Genomic DNA, 22,142 nt, shown 5'->3' on the forward strand with positions numbered 1-22,142 from the left:
TATTGCCTGTTCAGGCTTTTTTTGTTCTTACAAAGCTGTTTGCAGCCCATTCTCCAGTACGCGAACCAATTGGCCCTCACTTTCATTAATGCCTGCCTTCGTCAGCTTCACACGGCATACCTTGCCAACCAGATCCTCAGTACCTTCAAACGCCAGTTGAATATAATTGTCACTATATCCATGGAGTATGCCGCTATCTTCAGTACCTTTAGGCGCAACTTCCGGAATGACCTCCAGCACCTGACCTACAAACTTCTCAGCATACGCCAGTTGCATTTGCTCTGACAGTTGTATCAGCTCATGCACTCGTGCATTTTTCACGTCTTCGTCCACCTGATCCTCCATACGCGCCGCAGGAGTTCCACTACGCTTGGAGTACGGAAACACGTGCATTTCCGAAAAACCGATTTTTTTCATCAACTCATAGCCATTGCGGAACATTTCATCCGTCTCCCCAGGGAAGCCGACAATTACGTCCGTTGTAATCGCTACATCTGGCATTGCTTTGCGAATCATAAGCATTTTGTTATAAAACTCTTCTGTGGTGTACTTGCGACGCATCCGTTTCAACACGGTATCGTCCCCCGCCTGAAGCGGTATGTGAAAATGACGGACCAGCTTGGTGGAACGGTTCAGTACATCAAGCATTTTTTCATCAATCTGGCTGGCTTCAATCGAACTGATGCGGATACGCTCCAGCCCTTCCACCTTCTCCAGATCCCACAGCAGATCAGATAGGTCATAATTATCCATGTCGTCACCATAACCGCCTGTATGGATACCAGTGAGTACTATTTCCTTGTAGCCTGCGTGTACCAGTTGACGCGCCTGTGCAATAATGCTCGCAGCGTCACGACTGCGGGATAGCCCCCGCGACCATGGAATGATGCAGAAGGTACAGAAATTATTGCACCCATCCTGAATTTTCAAAAAGGCCCGAGTATGATTAGCAAAATCAGGCACATCCATTTCCTCAAATACACGCGTTTTCATAATATTGCGCACGGCGTTCACCGGTTGACGCGTCCCTTGAATTTCCTGCACGAACGGAATGATTTTGTCCCGATCTTGAGTCCCGATAACGAGATCAACGCCAGGAATATCCATAATTTCGGCAGGAGAAGTTTGGGCGTAGCAGCCCGTCACTGCCACAATGGCATCTGGATTCCGGCGAATCGCGCGGCGAATGATCTGACGACTCTTTTTATCGCCGGTATTCGTAACCGTACATGTATTAATAAGATAGACATCAGCGGTCTGCTCATCAAAATCCACCTGTTCATAACCTTCATTTTTAAACAGCTGCCAGATCGCTTCTGTATCATAAAAGTTTACCTTACAGCCCAATGTGTAAAATGCCACTGACGGCATATTAAACCCCTCCCATTTCTCCTGTCTCATATAAAATGCATGCCAATGCAGCCATTCCCGCGGTCTCAGCACGCAAAATACGTCTTCCCAGTCCTGTAGACTGGGCTCCAGCCTGCTCGGCTTCCAGGCTTTCCGCTTCAGTAAAGCCGCCTTCCGGGCCTACCACCAGCAGAACACGCGGCATGTCCGTCGACGCCCATTGTCCTGCCAAAGGCTGGATTACATCCCGTAGCTGTTTACCCTGCTCTTTTTCATAACAATAACATATCAAATCATACCCAGCAAAAGAAGCCAGAAGTTCTTTCCACGTCATGGGTGCGCTAATTTCTGGAATCCGGTTACGGTGGCTTTGTTCAGCCGCTTCCTTCACAATCTTGCGCCAACGCTCCAGTCGCTTGCCTTCTTTTTTGGCATCATACTGCACGACCGTACGCTCGGACAAAAACGGTACAAATCCGGTTGCTCCGATTTCTGTACATTTTTGCATCACCGTCTCCATCTTGTCTCCTTTAGGAAGACTCTGAGCGATGGTGACCTGCACATGCGGTTCAGAGGTCATCTTCAGCGGCTCAATAATCGTCGCTGTGACATGATCCTGCTCAATCGTATCCAATGCAGCCAGCGCTTCCCTAGATACCCCGTCACTAACTATAATTTTGTCACCACTACGGCCCCGCATGACTTTAGCGATATGCCGCGCGTCCTCACCCGCAACAATCACGTGATCTTCTAGAAATTGCTCTGCCGGAATAAAATAACGCTGCATTCTCTCTCACACCTATTCCTGGATTTTGCAAAATTCGATTTCAGTCGCTCCAAAGGGCAATATCTAGACGAACTAGACCCTTTCGATCTATATCTTGTTCATTGGAAGTCGCTTATTGGATTTTTGCAAAAATCCTCATTCTAAAAATAACTGTTATCCACTAACGTTCCGTACAAAATCCGAATAAATCACCAAGCAACATCATATCATCTTTTGCGCCTATATGACCAGTCTGTTCCCTCTTCCACTCAGGTTATACCTACCTATTCTCGTAAAAAAAGGAGCCCTTAGGCTCCGAATAATCCAGTGATATAAAAAGAGAACTGCAAAAACTGTATATAAATCATCTGGGCCAGCGTGTAAAGAGGTTCAATCGTTACAGCTCGAACCTGTGGAATGACCAGGATAAGCAGAAAAATAAAGATCGACCACTGTTCAAACTGCTGGAGTTTGCGACGCACAGGAGTGGGGGCCACATCTTCCACAATCCGGTATCCATCCAGTGGAGGCAGTGGGATCAAATTAAAGATAAACAAAAACAGATTTAAATTGATCAAAGCATTGATAAACAAATAGATTGCTTGAGCCACCCGTTGGTTCTCCATCCCCGGCAATACTTGAAAATGAAGGAGCACGGCATAGATTAAAGTAGTAACAAATGCAAGCAGCAGATTGCTGAGCGGACCCGCAGCCGATACGATAATGCCCATGAGGCGCGGACGACTAAAGTTATCACGATTAACCGGAACTGGCTTGGCCCAGCCAAAGCCTCCGATTAGCAGCAGTAGCGTACCCAGCAGGTCAATATGCACTGCCGGATTTAAAGTCACGCGCCCAAGTAGCTTGGCTGTAGGGTCACCAAATTTATTAGCATAAAATGCATGTGCAAACTCATGAACCGTGAACGATATGATCACAGCCAGTAAATAAAATGGAAGAACATTTAAATTTACACGAAAAATATTTTGTAAAAAATCCATACTTACCTCTTTCTCGCCACAAACGCCAGCCAATCTTCATCCCGGCTTATTTCGGCAATCTCAAAGCCAGCTGCCTTCAACGCAGTTTCGACAACTTCTTCTTTGTTCTTCCAAATTCCTGAAGCAATATAAATACCACCTGGTTCCAGGGCTTTATAAACATCGTCAATGAACAGCAAAATAATCTCTGCTAAAATATTAGCTACCACCAGCTTGACCGGCAGCTGGATACCCAGCGTTGGATCGCTTGCATTAAGCACGGATAATAAATCACTTTCTTTAATGGTAATGCGTTCCTCCAGCCCGTTCAGACGCGTATTTTCTCGCGCACTGGATACTGCCACCGGATCCAGATCCAAGGCAAGTACATGCTTCGCTCCCAGCTTTACAGCTCCAATGGCCAAAATACCGGAACCCGTACCGACATCAATGACTTCTTCCCCGCCCTTAATCACAGATTCCAGCGTTCTCAGACAAAGGGATGTCGTAGGATGCGTTCCAGTCCCGAAGGCCATACCAGGGTCCAGCTCAATGATTTTTTCCTCTTCACTCGCAGGCTCATAGTCCTCCCAAGTGGGTTTAATCGTCAGACGGTCCGACACACGCAAAGGCTTGAAATATTGCTTCCAAGCATTTGCCCAGTCATCCTCATCCACTGTTTTCAGCTCATACTGAACCTCACCAGGGTCAATATCGAAAGTTCTCAATTCTTCGACGCGCGGCTCAATTTGCGAACGAATACTATCCATGTCCACTTCTTCGGCAAAATAGCCTTTGATGATCGCTTGTCCTTCAGGTATGTCGTTCAAAGGTCGATCATACCACTGTCCATAGGACGTATCCCGCGGCTTGTTGAGCGAACCGGATTCTTCAATGGAAACCCCTCCTGCACCTGCTTCGTGCAGAAAATTCGAAATCATTTCGATGGCTTCTTCGGTTGTATGTATTGTAATTTCATTCCACAACATGGTTTTCATTTCCTCCTCATTTCACATGCATACATTACATTGTACTATATACATGCACAGGAGTTCAAAAAAGCTGGTATTATCGGGATTCAAAATATTTTTTGTAGAGCTTGTATATGTTGTCCACTCTTTTAGTCCAAGCACCCTTAGATCTAGTACATACCATACAATATACTAGAAAAGGAGTGATTTAGTATGGATAAGACGGTGTTAGGGTAACTGCGGGACACACAAATAAGACGAGATCCCCATCGTTTCTTTTGAACATGATGGGGATAACTCGTCTAATTGCTTCTACACATTGTCGTTTATGATACGCTGCTGACGACGGTCAGCTACTTCGCTACGTCGGATCGCTTCCAGATCCTCAGCATCTGCCTGATCTGCTGAGAACTCAACATCTTCATTTTTAGCAGATTGCATGCGTTTGATTTTCTCCGTTTTGGTCAGCACTTTATCAAACCGTTTGTTTTTAGACATCGGTCACTGCTCCTTCCAAACTTTTCACAGCATTCCACCCGCTTGTTCCACGATGGACATTGCCTGATGATGAATGGATTCATCCACCACAGCAGTCAACAAAATATCGCGGCCTGTCGGTCCGCCCTGTCCTCCATCACTCATGCCACTGGCGGACGGATCAGCCGCAGCCAGTATTGCTGGAGTTGCATCTGTAAAGTCCACGCCCTGTGTCAATGAGGACAAGCTGCTAATCTGTCCTGAAAATACAGGCAATCCGGCGTTGCCAGTAGACTGCCGCGGATACCGGCTAAATCGGTCTATCGACACATCGGCTGCCCGGAGAGCTTCCAGTTTTCTAGCGGCTCCCTGTGCTTCCTCAGGACTTTTGAAATACGCCAAAATGTTTTTTTCGCCCATCTCAAAATCTCCCTGTGTAGTATTGAGCGCAACTACTCTTCAAGAGCATAGAGCGTTACGCTTTGTTATATCCTGCTCATTGGCACGATTTTATATTCCCTACGAAGGCTAGACGGATGCAGACGATATTGAGAACAGTAGGCCAAAACAGTGAAGCATAGTTTGTGAAGAGCATAACTTTTACGGGTGTAAAATAGCTGCTGGAGCTTCACCTGACTTGGCTACTCCTGTCTCCCATGCAGCACGAATAACAGCATCCCGCACCTTTTGAACCACCTTCGGATTAAAAACATTCGGTATGATATAAGTTTCACTTAGCTCCTCAGGACAGATTGCATCAGCGATAGCAAGTCCGGCAGCTAGTTTCATTTCCTCATTAATCGTCGTAGCATGGCAATCTAGAGCACCCCGGAAAATTCCCGGGAAGCACAGCACATTGTTAATCTGATTTGGAAAATCGGAGCGGCCGGTAGCGAGCACACGTACATAAGGTGCAGCTACAACCGGATCAATTTCCGGCTTCGGATTCGCCATGGCGAACACAATAGGATCAGTTGCCATGCTCTGTATATCCTCTACAGTCAGTATGTTGGGGCCTGACACACCGATGAACACATCAGCTCCTACAATCACCTCGGATAAACTCCCACTTAAATTGTGCGGATTAGTCATATTTGCATACTCTGTCCAATGCGGGTTACTGTACTCCACGTCACGGTGAATAGCTCCCTGTCGATCAACGCCAATCAGATTGCGCACACCTGCCTTAAGCAGCATACGGGAGCAGGCCATACCCGCTGCACCGATCCCTGCAAATACGACTTTGACATCCTCCATTTTTTTGCCACATACCTTTAATGCATTGACCAGACCCGCTAATACAACGACTGCCGTACCATGCTGATCATCATGAAATACTGGAATGTCTAGTTCCTGCTTCAACCGTCTTTCGATCTCGAAGCAGCGTGGGGAAGATATATCTTCTAAATTAATGCCGCCAAAGGCAGGCGCAATCATTTTGACAATTTGAACAATTTCATCAGCGTCCTTCGTGTTGAGACAGATTGGAAAGGCGTCGACACCTGCAAATTGTTTGAACAACACTGCTTTACCCTCCATTACAGGCATAGCGGCCTCCGGTCCGATATCTCCTAATCCAAGTACTGCTGTTCCGTCTGATACGACTGCTACTGTATTCTTTTTGATCGTTAATTGATACGCTTTGGCTGGGTCATTAGCGATTTCCATACAAATTTCAGCTACACCCGGCGTATAAACTTTGGACAGCCCCTCCATCGTTTCAATTGGTTTCTTTGGTAAAGTCTCCATTTTGCCACCTGCGTGTAATTCTCTAATTTCATCTATTAAACTGCTCATATTTTTCCCCGTCCTTTCATGTCTTTATTTGGATATGAATCTCAGTCCTGTGTATAAAACTCATCAGCTCCATAATTGGAGTAATAAAGTTGCTAAAATGACCGTGCCTGCCCCTCCAATACGTGTTGCAATTTGCGCAAAAGGCATCAGTTCCATCCTATTGGATGCAGACAGAATGGCTACATCTCCCGTGCCCCCTAATCCACCGCGACAACTGGTCACCAAAGCAGCTTCTACGGGATACATGTGAATCCATTTTCCTGTGAAGTATCCTGTAACAATCAATGCAACTACAACAGATGCGCAGGTGACGGCATAAGGAACCGTTAAAATCCCAACTACACTATCCAAAGGTACATACAAAATACCCAATCCCACCATCAAGGGCCATGTCAGACTCGCCGTTATACATTTGTATAAGTGAAAAGCTCCCTGCTCCAATGTGTTCGGCATAATCTGAATGCACTTAATTAACGCCGCCGCCAGAATCATGAGGATCGGACCTGGAATATGGAGATACGGCTCCAGCAACTTACCCACAATAAAGAAAGTGCAAGCTAACAGCAGACCTCCTCCCATCAATGGAAAAGAAATCGATTGTTCCAGACTTGCCGGGGCTAACTTTTCTGCATCTTTCTCCAGTTTCAATAACCTCCCGTTACCTGAAGTTTTTGGATTTTTCTCCGCTAATCTCTTTAGAATACCCGCACCTATGATTGCAACAATGTTCCCGATAATTGCAGCGGGGATAAACTGAGATACGAATATTGCCGAATCCTTGCCCAGCACCAATCCATACGAAATGGACAACGGTAAAATGCCTTCCCCAATCCCACCGGAGATAATCGGAATGATGATGAAAAAAAATGTATGATAGGCGCTATAGCCAAAAGCCATACCCACTATCATCCCCACGGCAACAGCTGCAATAGATCCTATGATAATGGGGGCAAAAATTTTGACAATTCCGTTCATCAGCATTTTCCGATCCATACCAAGAATACTCCCAGTTACTAGACATGCGATGTAGAAGTAAAGAAAATTCGAGGTTTTCATAAGCGTGTGTACCGCACCCATTGCAGATGGACTAAACATATTCCAAAATACCATTAACGATGGAACCATAAGAGATAAAATGGCCGGCCCGCCAATATGCTTAAGCAAAGGAAGTTTGGCCCCTAGATCACTGAGCAGTATACCTAAAATCATGATGACGGCAAACCCGCCTAGTAGATCGTTCGGCAGTCTTTCAGTAATTGCAGCTGCATAAACAATCAGCGCGATCACGGCGTAGAGCGGTAGAGGAATAACTCCCACCTTTACCCTACCCAGCATTCTGATGCCATCTACAAGATTTTTACTCCATCTTTGCCCCTTCTGAATGACAGGCTGATTCGTAGCATTTTCCATAAATCTCCCTCCAAAAAGTGAAGAATGATGATCATGTTTCCATTCTACACCTTGGAAAACGCTTTATTTGGTTTTAAAACTAATCATTCACTTTTGTAATTAAAGTAATCGGAAAGAAGGTTTAAATAAAACTATTCATGATGTCTTCTGCCTGTGGCAATATTCGGTATTGGTAAACAGGGCGTCCTATAGTACCGTATATGGTTTCCATGGAAAGAGCCTCAATCTCTGTCATAAAAGCCAGGTACTTGCGCATAGACACCCTGGATATCCCTGCACTCTCCGCAATATCCTCGGTGGAAAATAGCACCTTATTGTGCCGCTGGATACAATTCCATATCATAGCCAGCGTGGATTTAGTTATGCCTTTGGGCAATCGTGCCAAGTCTTTAGTCAAGCTTTTATGATAAATCAGTCGGTCCAGCTCCTCCTGAGAAAGTAGACTGCGCTCACGCACGATGCTAATGTGCTCTCGGTACCCCGTGAGGGCCTCCAAAAAACGGTTAAAGTGGAACGGCTTAATTAAGTAATCCACCGCGCCGAAGTTCATCGCTTTTTTGACACTGTTCATGTCACTTGCAGCCGAGATGACAATGACATCTATATTTACACCTGTCTCCCGTATGAATGACAGTAAATCGAGGCCATTGCTTTCCTGCATATACACATCTAGCAATATCAGATCAATGGCTTGTTCAGCTATATATTTCTTAGCCTCTTCCACAGAAGAAGCCCACCCCCCACATCGGAAACCTTCTACCTGCTCCATATATTTGCGGTTAAATTCCGCTACCATCGGATCATCTTCTACAATCAGGACATTAATCATGTTCATCATTCCCCGCTATAATGTATGGAATCGTAATCTGAAAACAGCACCCTTGCTCGGCTGGGATCAACTTTATACTTCCCTGTAACCTTTTCACGCTTTGCGTCACCAGATAAAGACCCATCCCTCGTGACTCTCCCTTGGTCGAAAAACCTTTTTCAAATATAGCCTTCACAAGCCCTTCCGGTATACCTGGACCATTGTCGCACATGATACAGGTCAGATAACCGTTCTTCTGGCTTTCCTCATAATAAAGTGAAAGGGTAATCCGCTTGTGCTCCAAAGATTCCATCGCCTCCACAGCATTATCAAACAGATTGCCAAGAATAGTAATCAGTTCATGCGTCGTTTGAGTTTGACTGGATTCGGGCAAGTAACTACCTGGAGTCAGTTCAAAACTTACCGCTACCTCTCTGGCCCGGCTTAATTTTCCCAACACAAACCCTGCCATAACCGGGTCCCTGATCTGCCGGGTGATAGAGCCAATTTCCACTTGATGATGCTCGACGGCATCCATAATGTAATGCTCCAGTTTATCATACATTTGCAAGTGCACCATCCCCATAATGACATGCAGCTTGTTCATAAATTCATGAGCCTGCGCACGTAGTGCTTCCGTGTACAGGGACACTCCTGTCAAACGTTCTGCCAGCTGGTTCATTTCCGTTTTATCCCGAAAGGTTACAATTGCTCCCACAATTGCTCCTTTGACCCGTATCGGAACACTGGTGGTCAGCAAGGTTATTCCACCCAGCTCCATTTCCTCATCCATTTGTGGAGTACTCGCTTCCAGGACCTCTTGCAATCGAAAAGCGGATAGATAAACGGTGATTTCCTGTCCGGAGAATGAGAAATCTTCAATCCCCGCTTGTCTAAGTAGACGAATCGCTTCTGCATTCATCAGCATGACGCGACCGAATTCATCTACCGCAATAACTCCTTCCTTGATGGATTGCAGCATAGCGCTGCGTTCCTCCAGCAAGCGTGCGATTTCCGGCGGTTCCAGACCGACCAGCATATTTTTGATTTTACGAGCCAGCACTACCGCACCTCCAGTGCCAATCAACATTCCGATGCCAAGGGCGATAACAATAAGACGGTTGTTGCCTTCCTGAGCCATCTGTACATCTTGCATGGATATACCAACAACAATCGCCCCTACCTGCTTCCCCGTTGAACTGAACACGGGGGAAAAGGCTCGCATGGACAAGCCCAATGTACCCTTCGCAACGGACACGCTCTCATGGCCATGAAGTGCAGTATACTCGTCTCCGCCGACAAAGGCTTTGCCGATCTTCCTAGCATCCGGGTGCGTTTTACGAATTCCCTTCATATCCATAGCCACGATGAACTGGATGTGATTTGCTGCTGAGACCTTCTTTACATACTCCTGCATGGAAAGAGACGAACCTGTCCCTTGCAATTGCTCGACAATAAGCGGCGAATGGGCGAGTGTACGCGCGATGGACATTGCCTTTTCTTCCAGTCCCTTCTCAGTTTCCTGCTCCACTCTCTCCGCAAATAACAGGGTTACAGGCAGAAGCACAAGTGCCATAACTAAACATACTAGCAGTGTAATTAGGCCTCTAAGCTTTAATAGCGGTTTACCCCGACGCAGCTTGAGCTGTACATTTCCGATGGAACTCACCCCTTTCTACTTGATATTAAGTCTCAATAGTTCAACATGCCTATACAAAAATGGTTATGTATGTGTTTACGTGAATATAAAAAAAGGAACTACCCCGCAATTGCGGAATAGTTTCCTTTGGTTCATGGTTGAAGCTCCGCGATTTCTAATTGGCTTAGTCGCCTCGGAAGGCGCGCTTCACACGGTCAAAAAAAGACTGCTCATTCTCATGTGTCTGCTCTCCACTAAGCGAAGAGAATTGACGCAGCAAGTCCTTTTGTTCCTCACTCAGCTTGCTAGGCGTTACCACAACTACCTTAATATGCTGGTCACCCTGACCTACGCCACGCAGTTTTGGCACACCTTTTCCTTTAAGACGGAAGTAAGTACCTGTTTGCGTACCTGCTGGAACTTTCAGCTTCACTTTCTCGGTCAACGTCGGAATCTCGACTTCATCTCCCAATGCTGCCTGTGAGAATGTCAGCGGAATTTCGCAGTAGATATCGTCTCCCTCACGCTCAAAGAAGTCGTGCGATTTCACACGGAACACGACGTACAAGTCACCTGCAGGTCCTCCGTTGACACCGCCTTCGCCTTCACCGTTAATACGCATTTGTGCGCCGTCATCCACACCCGCTGGAATGCGAATATGAATTTTACGTTGCTTGCGTACCCGACCAGAACCGCTACAAGTCGTACATTTTTCTTTAATGATTTTACCGGAACCGCCGCAATTGGAACAGGCGCGTCGATTAACCATACGACCAAACGGTGTATTCTGCACCACTTCTTCCTGTCCGCTGCCGTGGCAGACGGAGCAGGTTTGTGGTTGAGTACCCGCTTTGGCTCCCGTACCGTGACACGTATCACATGTTTCCGTACGTTCAATATGAATGTCGGTTTCTTTACCGAACACTGCTTCCTTGAACTCAATCGTCATCGTATATTGAAGATCGTTCCCACGCTGCGGTGCATTCGGATCACGTCGACCATTGCCGCCGCCACCAAAGAACATATCAAAAATATCGCCAAATCCGCCACCGAAGTCGGCACCACCACCGAAGCCGCCTCCCATGCCCTGGTTCGGGTCTACATGACCGTACTGGTCATATCTTGCCCGCTTCTGACCATCGCTGAGAACATCGTAAGCTTCTTTGACTTCTTTAAATTTAGTTTCCGCGTCCGCAGCCTTGTTCACGTCCGGATGATACTGACGCGCAAGCTTACGGTAAGCCTTTTTGACTTCATCATCCGAAGCGCCCTTCGCGACGCCCAGCACCTCATAATAATCACGCTTATCAGCCAATGTTCCACCCCCATGCCTACAACGTGTCTGCACTACATATAAAAGGAAAGCCAAAGGCACGGGATGACCCGGCTTTGACCTTCCCATCATTTCAAGGCAGTACAACCCGTAATATGCTTATTTATCTTGGAAATAACTGTTACCCTTCGGCTAATTGTTATTTATCAAGGCAGCTACGCTGCAATTACTATTCAGTATATCATAACGCATCGGTGTACCGTAAAGCTACCACTACCCGATCCGTAGCTTAGTCTTTCTTCTGGTCTTCGTCAACAACTTCATAGTCCGCGTCAACCACATTGTCACGGCCTTTGCTGTCTGCTGCGCCGTCTTGGCCTTGTTGAGCCTGTGCTTCTTGAGCAGCTTGCTCATACAGCTTCACAGATAATTGCTGAACGATTTCAGTCAGTTCTTCAGTAGCCTTTTTGATATCTTCCAGGTTGTCGGTTTCCAGCGTTTTTTGCAGATTTTCTTTAGCTGCATTTGCTTTTTCGACTTCGCCTGCATCCGCTTTTTCGCCCAGATCTTTAATCGTTTTGTCTACAGAGTAGATCAATTGATCCGCAGCGTTTTTCGCTTCTACCAAATCTTTGCGTTTTTTATCTTCTTCCGCATGCAACTCGGCATCCTTCATCATACGTTCTACTTCCTCGTCGCTCAAGCCGCTGGAAGATGTGATCGTAATTTTTTGGCTTTTGCCTGTCCCTTTATCTGTAGCAGATACGTTTACGATACCGTTCGCATCCAGATCAAAGGTAACTTCGATTTGTGGTACACCACGTGGTGCTGGAGGGATATCTCCCAATTGGAAACGACCCAGTGTTTTGTTGCCTGCTGCCATTTCACGTTCACCTTGCAGCACGTGAATTTCTACGCTAGGCTGATTGTCGGCATATGTCGAGAACACCTGCGATTTGCTCGTAGGGATTGTCGTGTTACGATCAATCATTTTAGTAAATACGCCACCTGCGGTTTCAATACCGAGGGACAGTGGAGTTACGTCAAGGAGAACGACGTCTTTTACATCACCAGTCAGGACACCCGCTTGAACTGCCGCGCCCAAAGCTACCACTTCATCAGGGTTTACGCCTTTGTGAGGCTCTTTACCTGTCAGCTTTTTGATTGCCTCTTGTACAGCCGGAATACGTGTGGAACCACCGACCAGAACGATTTTGTCGATGTCGCTGGCACTCATGCCTGCATCTTTCATCGCTTGACGAGTAGGGCCCAAAGTACGTTCTACCAGACCTTCAGACAATTCTTCAAATTTCGCACGAGTCAGGTTCAGCTCCAAATGCTGTGGAACGCCATCAGCTACTGTGATAAACGGCAAAGAAATCGTCGTTGTCAGTACGCCAGACAATTCTTTTTTCGCTTTTTCCGCTGCGTCTTTCAGACGTTGTACAGCAGCTTTATCTTTGCTCAGGTCGATGCCTTGATCTTTTTTGAACTCATTTACAAGGTAATCAATAATCACTTGGTCAAAGTCATCGCCACCCAGCTTGTTATCACCGCTTGTTGCTTTAACTTCGAAGAAACCATCGCCCAGTTCCAGAATGGATACGTCGAATGTACCGCCACCCAGGTCATATACCAGGATCGTTTGGTCTTCGGATTTTTCCATACCGTATGCCAATGCAGCTGCTGTTGGCTCATTGACAATCCGCAGAACTTCCAGACCAGCGATTTTACCTGCATCCTTGGTTGCTTGACGTTGACCGTCATTGAAGTAAGCTGGAACAGTGATAACAGCTTGAGAAACTGTTTGTCCCAGGTAAGCTTCAGCATCGGATTTCAGTTTTTGCAAAATCATAGCGGAAATTTCCTGTGCGGAATATTCTTTGCCGTCGATGCTTTCTTTATGATTTGTACCCATGTGACGCTTGATGGACATGATTGTACGATCTGGGTTCGTAATTGCTTGGCGTTTTGCCGTTTCCCCTACAGTACGTTCTCCATCTTTTTTGAAACCAACAACGGAAGGGGTTGTGCGTGCGCCTTCCGGATTTGGAATAACGACCGCTTCGCCGCCCTCCATAACAGCCACACAAGAGTTGGTTGTACCTAAGTCAATACCGATTACTTTGCTCATCGGACAATTCCTCCTTCTGTATATACGAGGCCCGCAGGCCAGAATGGTTGAATCAAAATGATGTATTTCTAATGTCAGAATTTCGAAAAATCCTCATGTATATTGAAAAAGCTACATGCTCACTTTTACCATCGCTGGACGAAGCACCTTGTCCTTCAGCATGTACCCTTTTTGTACCTCTTCAACAACAATGCCTTCCTCATGCTCTTCGCTCTCCACCTGCATAATAGCCTGATGGAAATCAGGATTAAACGGTTGTCCCACCGAATTCATGGCCGTTACTCCTTCTGCCTGAAGCACACTCTCAAACTGGCGGAAAATCATTTCCACGCCTTTGCTAAATGACTCAGACTCCGCTCCTTGCGGTGCTGTTGCCAGCGCACGCTCGAAGTTATCCAAAACAGGCACCAACTCGGTAACCAGCTTCATAGATGCATATTTGGCAAGGTCTTCTTTTTCTTTCAGCGTACGACGGCGAAAATTATCAAAATCCGCCTGAGCACGTAAAAACCGTTGCTGATGCTCTTCCGCCTGAGCGCGAAGCTTATTTAGCTCTGTTTCGCTTTCTTGGTCTTCCAGTGCCGCCGCTTCATTAACCGGCTCTTCCTGCTGGCTCGTTTCGGCGGCTTCCTCTGTGCTTACATTTTGTTTTTTTTCTTCTTGGAACGCTTGTTCTTCCTTCAAAATGTTTCACCTCCTTCAAGTCATAACTACCTCTACAAAAACACGCAACAATGCACCCGCGCAGGATACAAACCGTATCCCGGCGCGGAACATGTAGTACCGCAACCTATGCGGTCTTGTTCTATTTAAACCGCTGCGTTAGCATTGCGGTCAAATCCTTAGACAGGATACCCAAAATATTAATAACTCTCGCATATTCCATCCGTGTCGGACCCAGTATGCCTATAGTGCCCAACGCTTCTCCGTCTACTGCATACGTAGCAGTAATCAGGCTGCAATTGGCAAACGCCTCATGATCATTTTCAGTGCCGATGCGGACTTGAATTTCAGGTGCCCCGACAACTGGTGTCATTAGTTTAAGCAGCGTTGGTGTTTCCTCCAGCAGATCGAGAATATGTTTAACCTTTTCTACATCTTTAAATTCAGGTTGATTAAGCATGTTTGTCGCACCGCTCAAATACAAGCGCTGATCCGATTCATTATCCAGTGCTTTATCCAGCACCTTCATAGCGTCCTCAAAATGAGACACATGCTTCTCCATCTCCTGACCAAGTGCGGTGTAAAGGCGTGATTTAAGCTGATAAATCGGCACACCGACCAGCTTGCTGTTCAGTAAATTCACAACCTTCTCCATCTCGGAAATCGAAATTCCCGGTGGAATATCTACCGTTTTATTCTCCACCTGACCGGTATTGGTCACGATTATCGCCACAGCCGTCGTTTCGTTGAGCGGCAGTAGCTGAAAATGACGCAATGAAGTATGAAAAACCTCCGGCCCAAGCAGGATGGAAGTATAATTGGTCATATGGGACAAAATGCCTGACGCATGCTGGATCACTTGCTCCATTACATTCAGCTTTTCGGCGTAAAAGGCTTTCAGTTCCCGCATTTCCATAGGCTTCAGTGTATTCAGTGGAACCAGATGGTCCACATAATAACGATAGCCTTTATGAGACGGGATGCGTCCCGCAGAAGTATGGGGTTGCTCCAGATAGCCCTGTTCCTCCAAATCCGACATTTCATTACGGATCGTGGCCGGGCTGAATCCGACATCCTGCCTTTTGGATATGCTGCGGGAACCCACTGGCTCAGCCGAACGAATGTAGTCATCAATAATCGCATTCAGAATGAGTCTCTGACGTTCGGTTAACAAGCGAATCCCCCCTTGTCGTTTATCCATAATAGCATGATTGTTAAATGGAATCATTAGCACTCGTTCGCGTTGAGTGCTAACCGATAATACAAAAATACCAAACCGACCTGATCATTGTCAAGTCAGATCAGTATTTTCAATAAACAAGATTTATTACAGCAGTTTAGTTTACTACAGCGAATGCAAACCATTTACACTTTTTTAAGGAAAAACTCATTATTCATCATATTAATACCGTATTTATGTATAGAGATTCTAAAAACAGAAAATTTGTTCGAGACTACATCTTTATACCTTTACAACTTCTTTTCCTTAAGGAGGAATTAAATTTGAAAACTAATCGCCGCAACCTAGCCGCCTTGTATAAATATAAACAACAAGTTCCATTAGACGGTACTGCATACTTTTATAATGATACTGATTATCATAAGGATCATCCCATAAGAAGCCTGAATGGAATACCTTCCGAACTGGAGCCTCATCATCAATTCATTTGGTGATTGCTCAAAACATACGAGAAATGAACTAGTATTAAACAATGTAGGCTGTATACCATACGCACGATTGCGGCCTAATGAAAAAAGAACTGACCTCATTATTGACAGGTCAGTTCAGTACTTTCAACACTGCGATTTCATCACAATTGTTTTGTTTACTACAATGAATGCAGTCGGTCCATACCTTTTCAGGGAAAATCTCTTTACTTACTACATCAAAACCGTTTTTTATAAAAAAGGAGACCTCGTAGGTCAATGCCATAATTTTAGGAATTCGTTGCCGCCGTGCTTCTATCATAAGGCCCTCCACGAGCTTGGAGCCAATACCCATACCTTTATGTCCCTCAGAGATGCCAAGGGAGCGAATCTCTACCAGATCAGCGCCCAATTTGCATAAAGAACCACAACCAACAACTTCACCGTCCACCTCTGCAACAATAAACAGCTCCAGTTGGCGCGTTAGCACTTCCCTCGAACGTGGCAGCATAATCCCCTGCTCTGCATAGCCGCTAATCATTTGATATAAAGGCTCCACATCCTCAGGAACCGCACTTCTGCAAAATACATCTTTACACACTGAAGCCATCTTGCTCTCCTCCTGCCGCTTGCCGCATATAATGAATAAATATACAACATCACGCATAGAATCGCAATACTCCATTTACCCTGCTGTGACAGAATGGTGTAATAAAGTGATGGTCCCAGCTTACGAAGGTGAAACGTGCTCTATTGAAGCCTACAACTTATGAATTTACCGTGATTGAACCAATAAACTCTGCAAATACATCATTTCCGAATAAAATGCCACGTTCACTCAAACGATAACCGTCCTCAATCGATTCGATTAACCCCGCGTTGAGCATTTTTCCGAGAGGAGCAGTAAACGTATCCTCCAACGCCTGACCGAATTGAGCTTCAAAGCGAGACTTGGAAACGCCCTCTAGCATTCTCAAACCGACCATAAGAAAATCCTCCATAGCTTCCGCCGCTGGCACCTCAAAGCTATCCAGACGTGGCAAACCATTACGACTAGCCTCTACATAAGGATTAATGCCCTTAATGTTCATATGGCGCTCTCTGCCAACATATCCATGTGCCCCAGCGCCAAGACCGTAATAGTCCTCATTTCGCCAATAGGTCATGTTGTGCTTGCTCCCCAAGCCTGGTTTTGCAAAATTACTAATCTCATACTGCTCATAGCCCGCTTCTTTCATGCGACGCATGAGGAGTAAATACATCTCCAGTTCGTCATCCTCATGTGGAAGCGGTAGCTGATTTTTCTGGTACAGCGTATGGAAAAGTGTGTTTTCTTCAACCTTCAAACTGTAGATAGAGTAATGAGGAAGCTCCAGCTCTAGCGCTCTACTGACGCTTTCATGCAGCATGTCCACTGTTTGATTCGGCAAACCGAACATCAGGTCAATCGACAGGTTGTCCAAGCCAACCTTACGTGCGTTTTCCAAACTACGATATACGTCATCTGTACTGTGAATACGACCTATGCCTGTGAGTAGCTCATTCTGAAAAGCCTGTACTCCAAAGCTGAGTCGATTGACGCCGCCTTCCTTCATCACAGAGAGTTTTTCAAAATCAGTGGTGCCTGGATTGGCTTCCATGGAAAACTCAATATCTTCCGCCCAATGTGGGAAGTAGGTTCGGACGCTCTTCAGGAAATATTCCATTTCTTTCGGATTTAGGGTAGTTGGTGTTCCGCCCCCGACAAAAATGGTTTTAATCTCTCCCGGCGGGTGAAGCTTGACTGTATGTTCCATCTCCCGTTCCAGTGCATACAGATATTCCATAACAGGTTGATCCTTGAGCACATAAGAGTTGAAATCACAGTAAAAGCATTTATTCGTGCAAAAAGGTATATGCAGGTAAACCGCTTGAGGCGCGGATGAATATTCATGTTTTTGTATGGATGCGGTCATGCCGATCCTCCTTGTCAATTCAGGGTGTGGTGATTGAAAAAAAATGGCGAAGAGGGGGGAGACGCTCCGTGAATGGATCATTCTTCCGATCACTGTTCCCCCCGGATTTTTCTTTGTAAATAAACTTAATAGGGTAAAATCCGGGGATAAAGGCGAACGCTAACGCTTCTTCAGAACGATTCCATCCACTCCGCTGCTACCCACCATCATCGGTCATTTTTTTGTGGTGTAGGTGTTACAGTAAGAGTAAAGCATCTATAGAAGTACGCTAAGATACTGTTGCTATCTATTTTTGCAACCGAAATAACAAACACTCCATCTCTGGATAGCTTGCTCAAATAAATAACGTCCATTCTCCATGCACGGCAAATGCCCCATGAAAGAATGGACGAATACTTCAAGCAACTTTACTCATCTATTTTCAGTACCGCCATAAATGCTTCCTGAGGTACTTCTACGTTACCGACCTGCTTCATACGCTTCTTGCCCTCTTTTTGCTTTTCAAGCAGCTTCCGTTTACGAGAAATATCACCGCCATAACATTTGGCCAAGACGTTTTTACGCATCGCCTTAACGGTTTCACGCGCCACAACCTTTGTTCCTACAGATGCCTGGATCGGCACCTCGAACATTTGACGCGGAATTAGCTCGCGCAGCTTCTCACAGATAATACGTCCGCGATGATAAGCCCGGTCTCTATGCACGATGAACGACAGCGCATCGACCTGCTCGCCATTCAACAAAATATCCATTTTCACCAGGTTGGACTGGCGATAGCCTGAAATCTCATAGTCAAAGGAAGCATAGCCTTTGGTACTTGATTTAAGCTGATCGAAGAAATCATATACGATTTCAGACAGCGGAATTTGATACGTAATGGTTACCCGTGTCGTATCCAGGTATTCCATATTTACGTACTCACCACGTTTGGTTTGACAAAGCTCCATCACCGTACCTACGTAATCATTAGGGACGATAATACCTGCTTTTACATAGGGCTCTTCCACATGTTCAATCCGTCCGATTTCCGGATAATTCGATGGATTGTCGATCTGGATCGTTTCCCCATTCGTCAACTTTATGCGGTAAATAACACTTGGTGCCGTTGTAATCAGCGGAATGTTAAATTCACGTTCAATCCGTTCCTGGATAACGTCCATATGAAGCAGACCAAGGAATCCGCAACGGAAGCCAAAACCCAACGCGCTTGATGTTTCCGGCTCAAAACTCAGCGAAGCATCGTTCAGTTGTAGCTTTTCAAGCGCCTCACGCAGATCGTTATACTCCGATGTTTCGATTGGATACAAGCCGCAATATACCATCGGATTAATTTTCCGATAACCTGGCATCGGTTCTAATGTTGGATTTTTTGCATCTGTCACCGTATCCCCCACACGCGTATCACCCACATGCTTGATACCGGCAACGATAAAGCCAACATCACCGATGTTCAGCTCGTCCACGATGTTCATACGTGGCATAAAAGCACCAACTTCAATAACCTCAAACGTTTTGTCAGTCGCCATCATTTTAATTTTCGAACCGGCTCGGATACTACCATCCACAACGCGAACATATACGATAACGCCTTTATAAGGATCATAGTGCGAATCGAAAATGAGTGCCTTGAGCGGATTATCCGGATTACCTTGCGGAGCAGGCACACTTCTGACCACTTGTTCCAAAATTTCCTTGATGCCGATTCCAGCTTTGGCTGAGGCATGTACGGTCTCGCTCGTATCCAAGCCGATAACATCCTCGATTTCCTGCTTTACCCGCTCAGGATCAGCACTTGGCAAATCAATCTTGTTAAGCACCGGCAAAATCTCCAGATTGTTGTCCAACGCCAAATATACGTTAGCCAACGTCTGTGCCTCGATTCCCTGCGCGGCGTCTACTACCAGCAAAGCACCTTCACAGGCTGCCAAACTACGGGATACCTCATACGTAAAATCGACGTGTCCCGGTGTATCAATCAAATTCAAAATGTACTCTTCGCCGTCATCGGCCTTATAAGTGAGTCGCACTGCCTGGAGCTTAATCGTAATTCCGCGCTCCCGTTCCAACTCCATCTGGTCAAGCACTTGCTCCTGCATTTCACGGGAAGTGAGTGCACCGGTATATTCTAGAATCCGGTCAGCCAGCGTGGATTTACCATGGTCTATATGTGCAATGATACTAAAGTTCCGAATTTTACGTTGTCTTGCCAAAATGTCAGTCATGCCTTACCCCCACACAATGCCTAGTGTCAATCAGCTTATTATAGCAGTTGTAAGGGGGGTCAGCAATATTTCTATTCTGTTACTCCATCAAATACAGATACGACCCATCGAATGCCCTGTCTCGACAGGTTTTGAAGCAGTCCAGCTGTTTTGTCCGCCATGGTATCCACCGAGGCTTGCTGTCCCTTGACGGTTAGCAGTTCACGTGGTGTCTCCAGGCCCTGAGTATTGACATGCTGCGCAGTCGTCGAATACCACCTGGATGCCCCGAGCTCCGTATGTTCCTCATTTTCTTCCCTTCCACCAGCTTCATTTATACCCGCTTCCGTTTTCGGCTCAACCTTAACTTCTCCACTTGTGCTATACGTGCCGCTATATGCACGAGCGTTAGCCGCGGCTGCGGGTGTATCCTCAATAACCGTCTGTTCATATGCAATTTTCTGTTGATTTACCGATTGACTCGTATCCCCGTTCCATTCAGGTCCATACACTGAACGCAGGCCAGATCCTGCCAGTTGCATACCGAGTAAAATGCCTGCCCCCATGAGCAGTACAAATCCAAGTGCTTTCTTACGAAAATGTCCAGACATTACCTTTCCCCCTTACCGCTACCTCATTTAATTGCCGCTGTTGCTCTTTTTTGTATCCGATACGTTAGTGCCCGCTTTCTGTGCTTTCTGATCTTCCCAATACACTTCACCGATCATATCCGCCAAAACGTCCGAGGTGCGTTTCAACTCCTCCTCGGTGTTATCAATACCCCCGATTTCAATTAAAATGCTATGCGAAGACAAGCTTTGATTGTATTCACCGTTGTTGCCTTTGCCACCATCTTTCCCCCATACACCACGTGATACGCCATGATATGATTTTTCCAGTTTTTCATGAATACGAGCAGCAAAAGCTTCATTTTCGCGCCAATTTTTGTTGTCATGTCCGATAATAAAATACACCTTGGCATAAGAAAGTCCATTAATGGTTGCTGTTGTTTTTCCATGACGTTGTGAATCCCGATGGATATCAAGCAAATAAGTTAAACCTTTATTTCCAGCTAAAGCTTCCTTAACTGTTTCGCGTGAATATTTATAGGAATAGTTCCAATTGTAATTTTGAACTGTAGTAGCATAATCCTTGTTTACATGCAGTGTGGATATCCCTTGCTTTTCCAGCCTCTTCTTTACAAAGTCCCCTACCCTTGACACATTGGCTGATTTAGAACCTGAATTGGGATTGGAACTGGTTTTGCTGAGTAGTGGGTTATATGCTTCTCTGGGATGAGAATGGTAGATTAATATGCGCTTGTCCCCTTTGGCCGTATCACCTGGATGATCCTCACGTACCGGATCTGTTTCCGGTGTTGTTGGAATATCCGGCGTGTTAGTCGGTGGGTTCTCAGATGCATCTGAGCCACCAGGGGTATCCGCCGTTCCCTGATCGGGCTGATAATCCGTAGGACCCTCTACCTTGATGTTCCCCGAACCCTTGCGCAGCAAGACAGGTGCTCCTGCAGACATGCCAGGAATCTCACGAGAAATGAGACTTTTGGGATCCTGCGGATTAATACCTGTAAGCATCTGAAAAACAAAAGGCGACCATTGTTCACCCGACAACGAAGATTGCTGCTTCTTTTGTGCCAAATGAGGTACTTCCATACCTAGCATATCCGCAAAAAAACCGCTGGACACCGAGCCTGCCAATCCTTTCATCGAAGAAACAGGAGATGTTTGTAGACGATTTTCTGCCAATCCCCCTAGCCCCAAAATGACAAATAAAAGCGCCGAGCCCATGATCAGCAGCACAAGCGTATGTCCCATCGCCAAAATTTCGATACCTTTTCTTCTCCATCTTCCGACGTTCCAGGTCTGAATTTTTTTCATGTGAGCCTTGTCCTCCTTCGTCCCGTCGAAACCCGCTTTATATTCGGAACATAGGGTTCCTATCTGCTGCGGAAATCTCTTATATTTCAACTCTATGAACGGAGAACAATTACTAGAACACAAAAAATCTCTACCACAGGTATATCACCTCCCTTTTTGAAAGAGATTAGATT

At 45.9% G+C, this 22,142-nt stretch carries 20 protein-coding genes; 1 reads left to right on the top strand and 19 read right to left on the bottom strand.

The window, feature by feature from the left end; translation table 11 throughout:
* Nucleotides 1-27: 27 nt before the first annotated feature.
* The 14 genes from mtaB to hrcA form a co-directional block, all read right to left on the bottom strand.
* Complete coding sequence (mtaB, locus tag NSQ68_RS17005; RefSeq protein ID WP_103049601.1) at nt 28-1,371, bottom strand: tRNA (N(6)-L-threonylcarbamoyladenosine(37)-C(2))-methylthiotransferase MtaB; 1,344 nt, start codon at nt 1,369-1,371, stop codon at nt 28-30.
* A gap of 1 nt (nt 1,372) precedes the next feature.
* A complete protein-coding gene (locus NSQ68_RS17010; RefSeq protein WP_103049600.1) occupies nt 1,373-2,137 on the bottom strand; it encodes a 16S rRNA (uracil(1498)-N(3))-methyltransferase in 765 nt (254 codons plus the stop codon).
* Between the two features lie 287 nt (nt 2,138-2,424).
* A complete protein-coding gene (locus tag NSQ68_RS17015) occupies nt 2,425-3,117 on the bottom strand; it encodes a site-2 protease family protein (protein ID WP_250239591.1) in 693 nt (230 codons plus the stop codon).
* A 2-nt stretch (nt 3,118-3,119) separates the two neighbouring features.
* Nucleotides 3,120-4,085, bottom strand: a complete 966-nt coding sequence (gene prmA, locus NSQ68_RS17020) for a 50S ribosomal protein L11 methyltransferase (protein WP_029515347.1) — start codon at nt 4,083-4,085, stop codon at nt 3,120-3,122.
* Nucleotides 4,086-4,379: 294 nt separating this feature from the next.
* Nucleotides 4,380-4,565 carry a YfhD family protein gene (locus NSQ68_RS17025; RefSeq protein ID WP_307347053.1) on the bottom strand — a complete coding sequence of 62 codons (186 nt, stop codon included), beginning with the start codon at nt 4,563-4,565 and terminating at the stop codon, nt 4,380-4,382.
* Between the two features lie 24 nt (nt 4,566-4,589).
* Nucleotides 4,590-4,964 carry a hypothetical protein gene (locus NSQ68_RS17030; RefSeq protein ID WP_069012560.1) on the bottom strand — a complete coding sequence of 125 codons (375 nt, stop codon included), beginning with the start codon at nt 4,962-4,964 and terminating at the stop codon, nt 4,590-4,592.
* Between the two features lie 180 nt (nt 4,965-5,144).
* Nucleotides 5,145-6,341 carry a malic enzyme-like NAD(P)-binding protein gene (locus tag NSQ68_RS17035; protein ID WP_307347058.1) on the bottom strand — a complete coding sequence of 399 codons (1,197 nt, stop codon included), beginning with the start codon at nt 6,339-6,341 and terminating at the stop codon, nt 5,145-5,147.
* Between the two features lie 63 nt (nt 6,342-6,404).
* The gene (locus NSQ68_RS17040; protein ID WP_307347061.1) at nt 6,405-7,751 is read right to left on the bottom strand and encodes a 2-hydroxycarboxylate transporter family protein; all 1,347 of its coding nucleotides are present in this window, start codon (nt 7,749-7,751) and stop codon (nt 6,405-6,407) included.
* Between the two features lie 121 nt (nt 7,752-7,872).
* Nucleotides 7,873-8,580 carry a two-component system response regulator DcuR gene (dcuR, locus tag NSQ68_RS17045; RefSeq protein WP_165148991.1) on the bottom strand — a complete coding sequence of 236 codons (708 nt, stop codon included), beginning with the start codon at nt 8,578-8,580 and terminating at the stop codon, nt 7,873-7,875.
* Nucleotides 8,573-10,228 carry a DcuS/MalK family sensor histidine kinase gene (dcuS, locus tag NSQ68_RS17050; protein ID WP_342426609.1) on the bottom strand — a complete coding sequence of 552 codons (1,656 nt, stop codon included), beginning with the start codon at nt 10,226-10,228 and terminating at the stop codon, nt 8,573-8,575. Before dcuS ends, dcuR begins: the two co-directional genes overlap by 8 nt.
* A gap of 154 nt (nt 10,229-10,382) precedes the next feature.
* Nucleotides 10,383-11,513, bottom strand: coding sequence for a molecular chaperone DnaJ (gene dnaJ, locus NSQ68_RS17055; RefSeq protein WP_307347068.1), 1,131 nt, complete (start codon nt 11,511-11,513; stop codon nt 10,383-10,385).
* A gap of 247 nt (nt 11,514-11,760) precedes the next feature.
* Nucleotides 11,761-13,605, bottom strand: a complete 1,845-nt coding sequence (gene dnaK / locus NSQ68_RS17060) for a molecular chaperone DnaK (RefSeq protein ID WP_029515356.1) — start codon at nt 13,603-13,605, stop codon at nt 11,761-11,763.
* Nucleotides 13,606-13,716: 111 nt separating this feature from the next.
* A complete protein-coding gene (grpE, locus tag NSQ68_RS17065) occupies nt 13,717-14,289 on the bottom strand; it encodes a nucleotide exchange factor GrpE (RefSeq protein WP_342426610.1) in 573 nt (190 codons plus the stop codon).
* Nucleotides 14,290-14,410: 121 nt separating this feature from the next.
* On the bottom strand, nt 14,411-15,442 hold the full coding sequence (gene hrcA / locus NSQ68_RS17070; protein WP_029515358.1) for a heat-inducible transcriptional repressor HrcA: 1,032 nt from the start codon (nt 15,440-15,442) through the stop codon (nt 14,411-14,413).
* Nucleotides 15,443-15,771: 329 nt separating this feature from the next.
* Between hrcA and NSQ68_RS17075 the strand changes: the two genes are divergently transcribed.
* Complete coding sequence (locus NSQ68_RS17075) at nt 15,772-15,942, top strand: hypothetical protein (protein ID WP_342426611.1); 171 nt, start codon at nt 15,772-15,774, stop codon at nt 15,940-15,942.
* Nucleotides 15,943-16,048: 106 nt separating this feature from the next.
* Here NSQ68_RS17075 and NSQ68_RS17080 read toward each other — a convergent pair whose 3' ends face one another.
* The 5 genes from NSQ68_RS17080 to NSQ68_RS17100 form a co-directional block, all read right to left on the bottom strand.
* Nucleotides 16,049-16,525, bottom strand: a complete 477-nt coding sequence (locus tag NSQ68_RS17080; protein WP_307347079.1) for an N-acetyltransferase — start codon at nt 16,523-16,525, stop codon at nt 16,049-16,051.
* 157 nt (nt 16,526-16,682) lie between these two features.
* Entirely contained in the window at nt 16,683-17,870 is a 1,188-nt protein-coding gene (gene hemW, locus NSQ68_RS17085) for a radical SAM family heme chaperone HemW (RefSeq protein ID WP_311079089.1), read from the bottom strand.
* Between the two features lie 407 nt (nt 17,871-18,277).
* Nucleotides 18,278-20,092 carry a translation elongation factor 4 gene (gene lepA, locus NSQ68_RS17090; protein WP_029515362.1) on the bottom strand — a complete coding sequence of 605 codons (1,815 nt, stop codon included), beginning with the start codon at nt 20,090-20,092 and terminating at the stop codon, nt 18,278-18,280.
* A 71-nt stretch (nt 20,093-20,163) separates the two neighbouring features.
* Entirely contained in the window at nt 20,164-20,682 is a 519-nt protein-coding gene (locus NSQ68_RS17095; RefSeq protein ID WP_342426612.1) for a hypothetical protein, read from the bottom strand.
* A gap of 27 nt (nt 20,683-20,709) precedes the next feature.
* Nucleotides 20,710-21,969, bottom strand: a complete 1,260-nt coding sequence (locus tag NSQ68_RS17100) for a stage II sporulation protein P (protein ID WP_342426613.1) — start codon at nt 21,967-21,969, stop codon at nt 20,710-20,712.
* Nucleotides 21,970-22,142: the final 173 nt, after the last annotated feature.

This window comes from Paenibacillus sp. FSL L8-0158, from assembly GCF_038592965.1.
Classification (GTDB): Bacteria; Bacillota; Bacilli; order Paenibacillales; family Paenibacillaceae; genus Paenibacillus; species Paenibacillus polymyxa_D.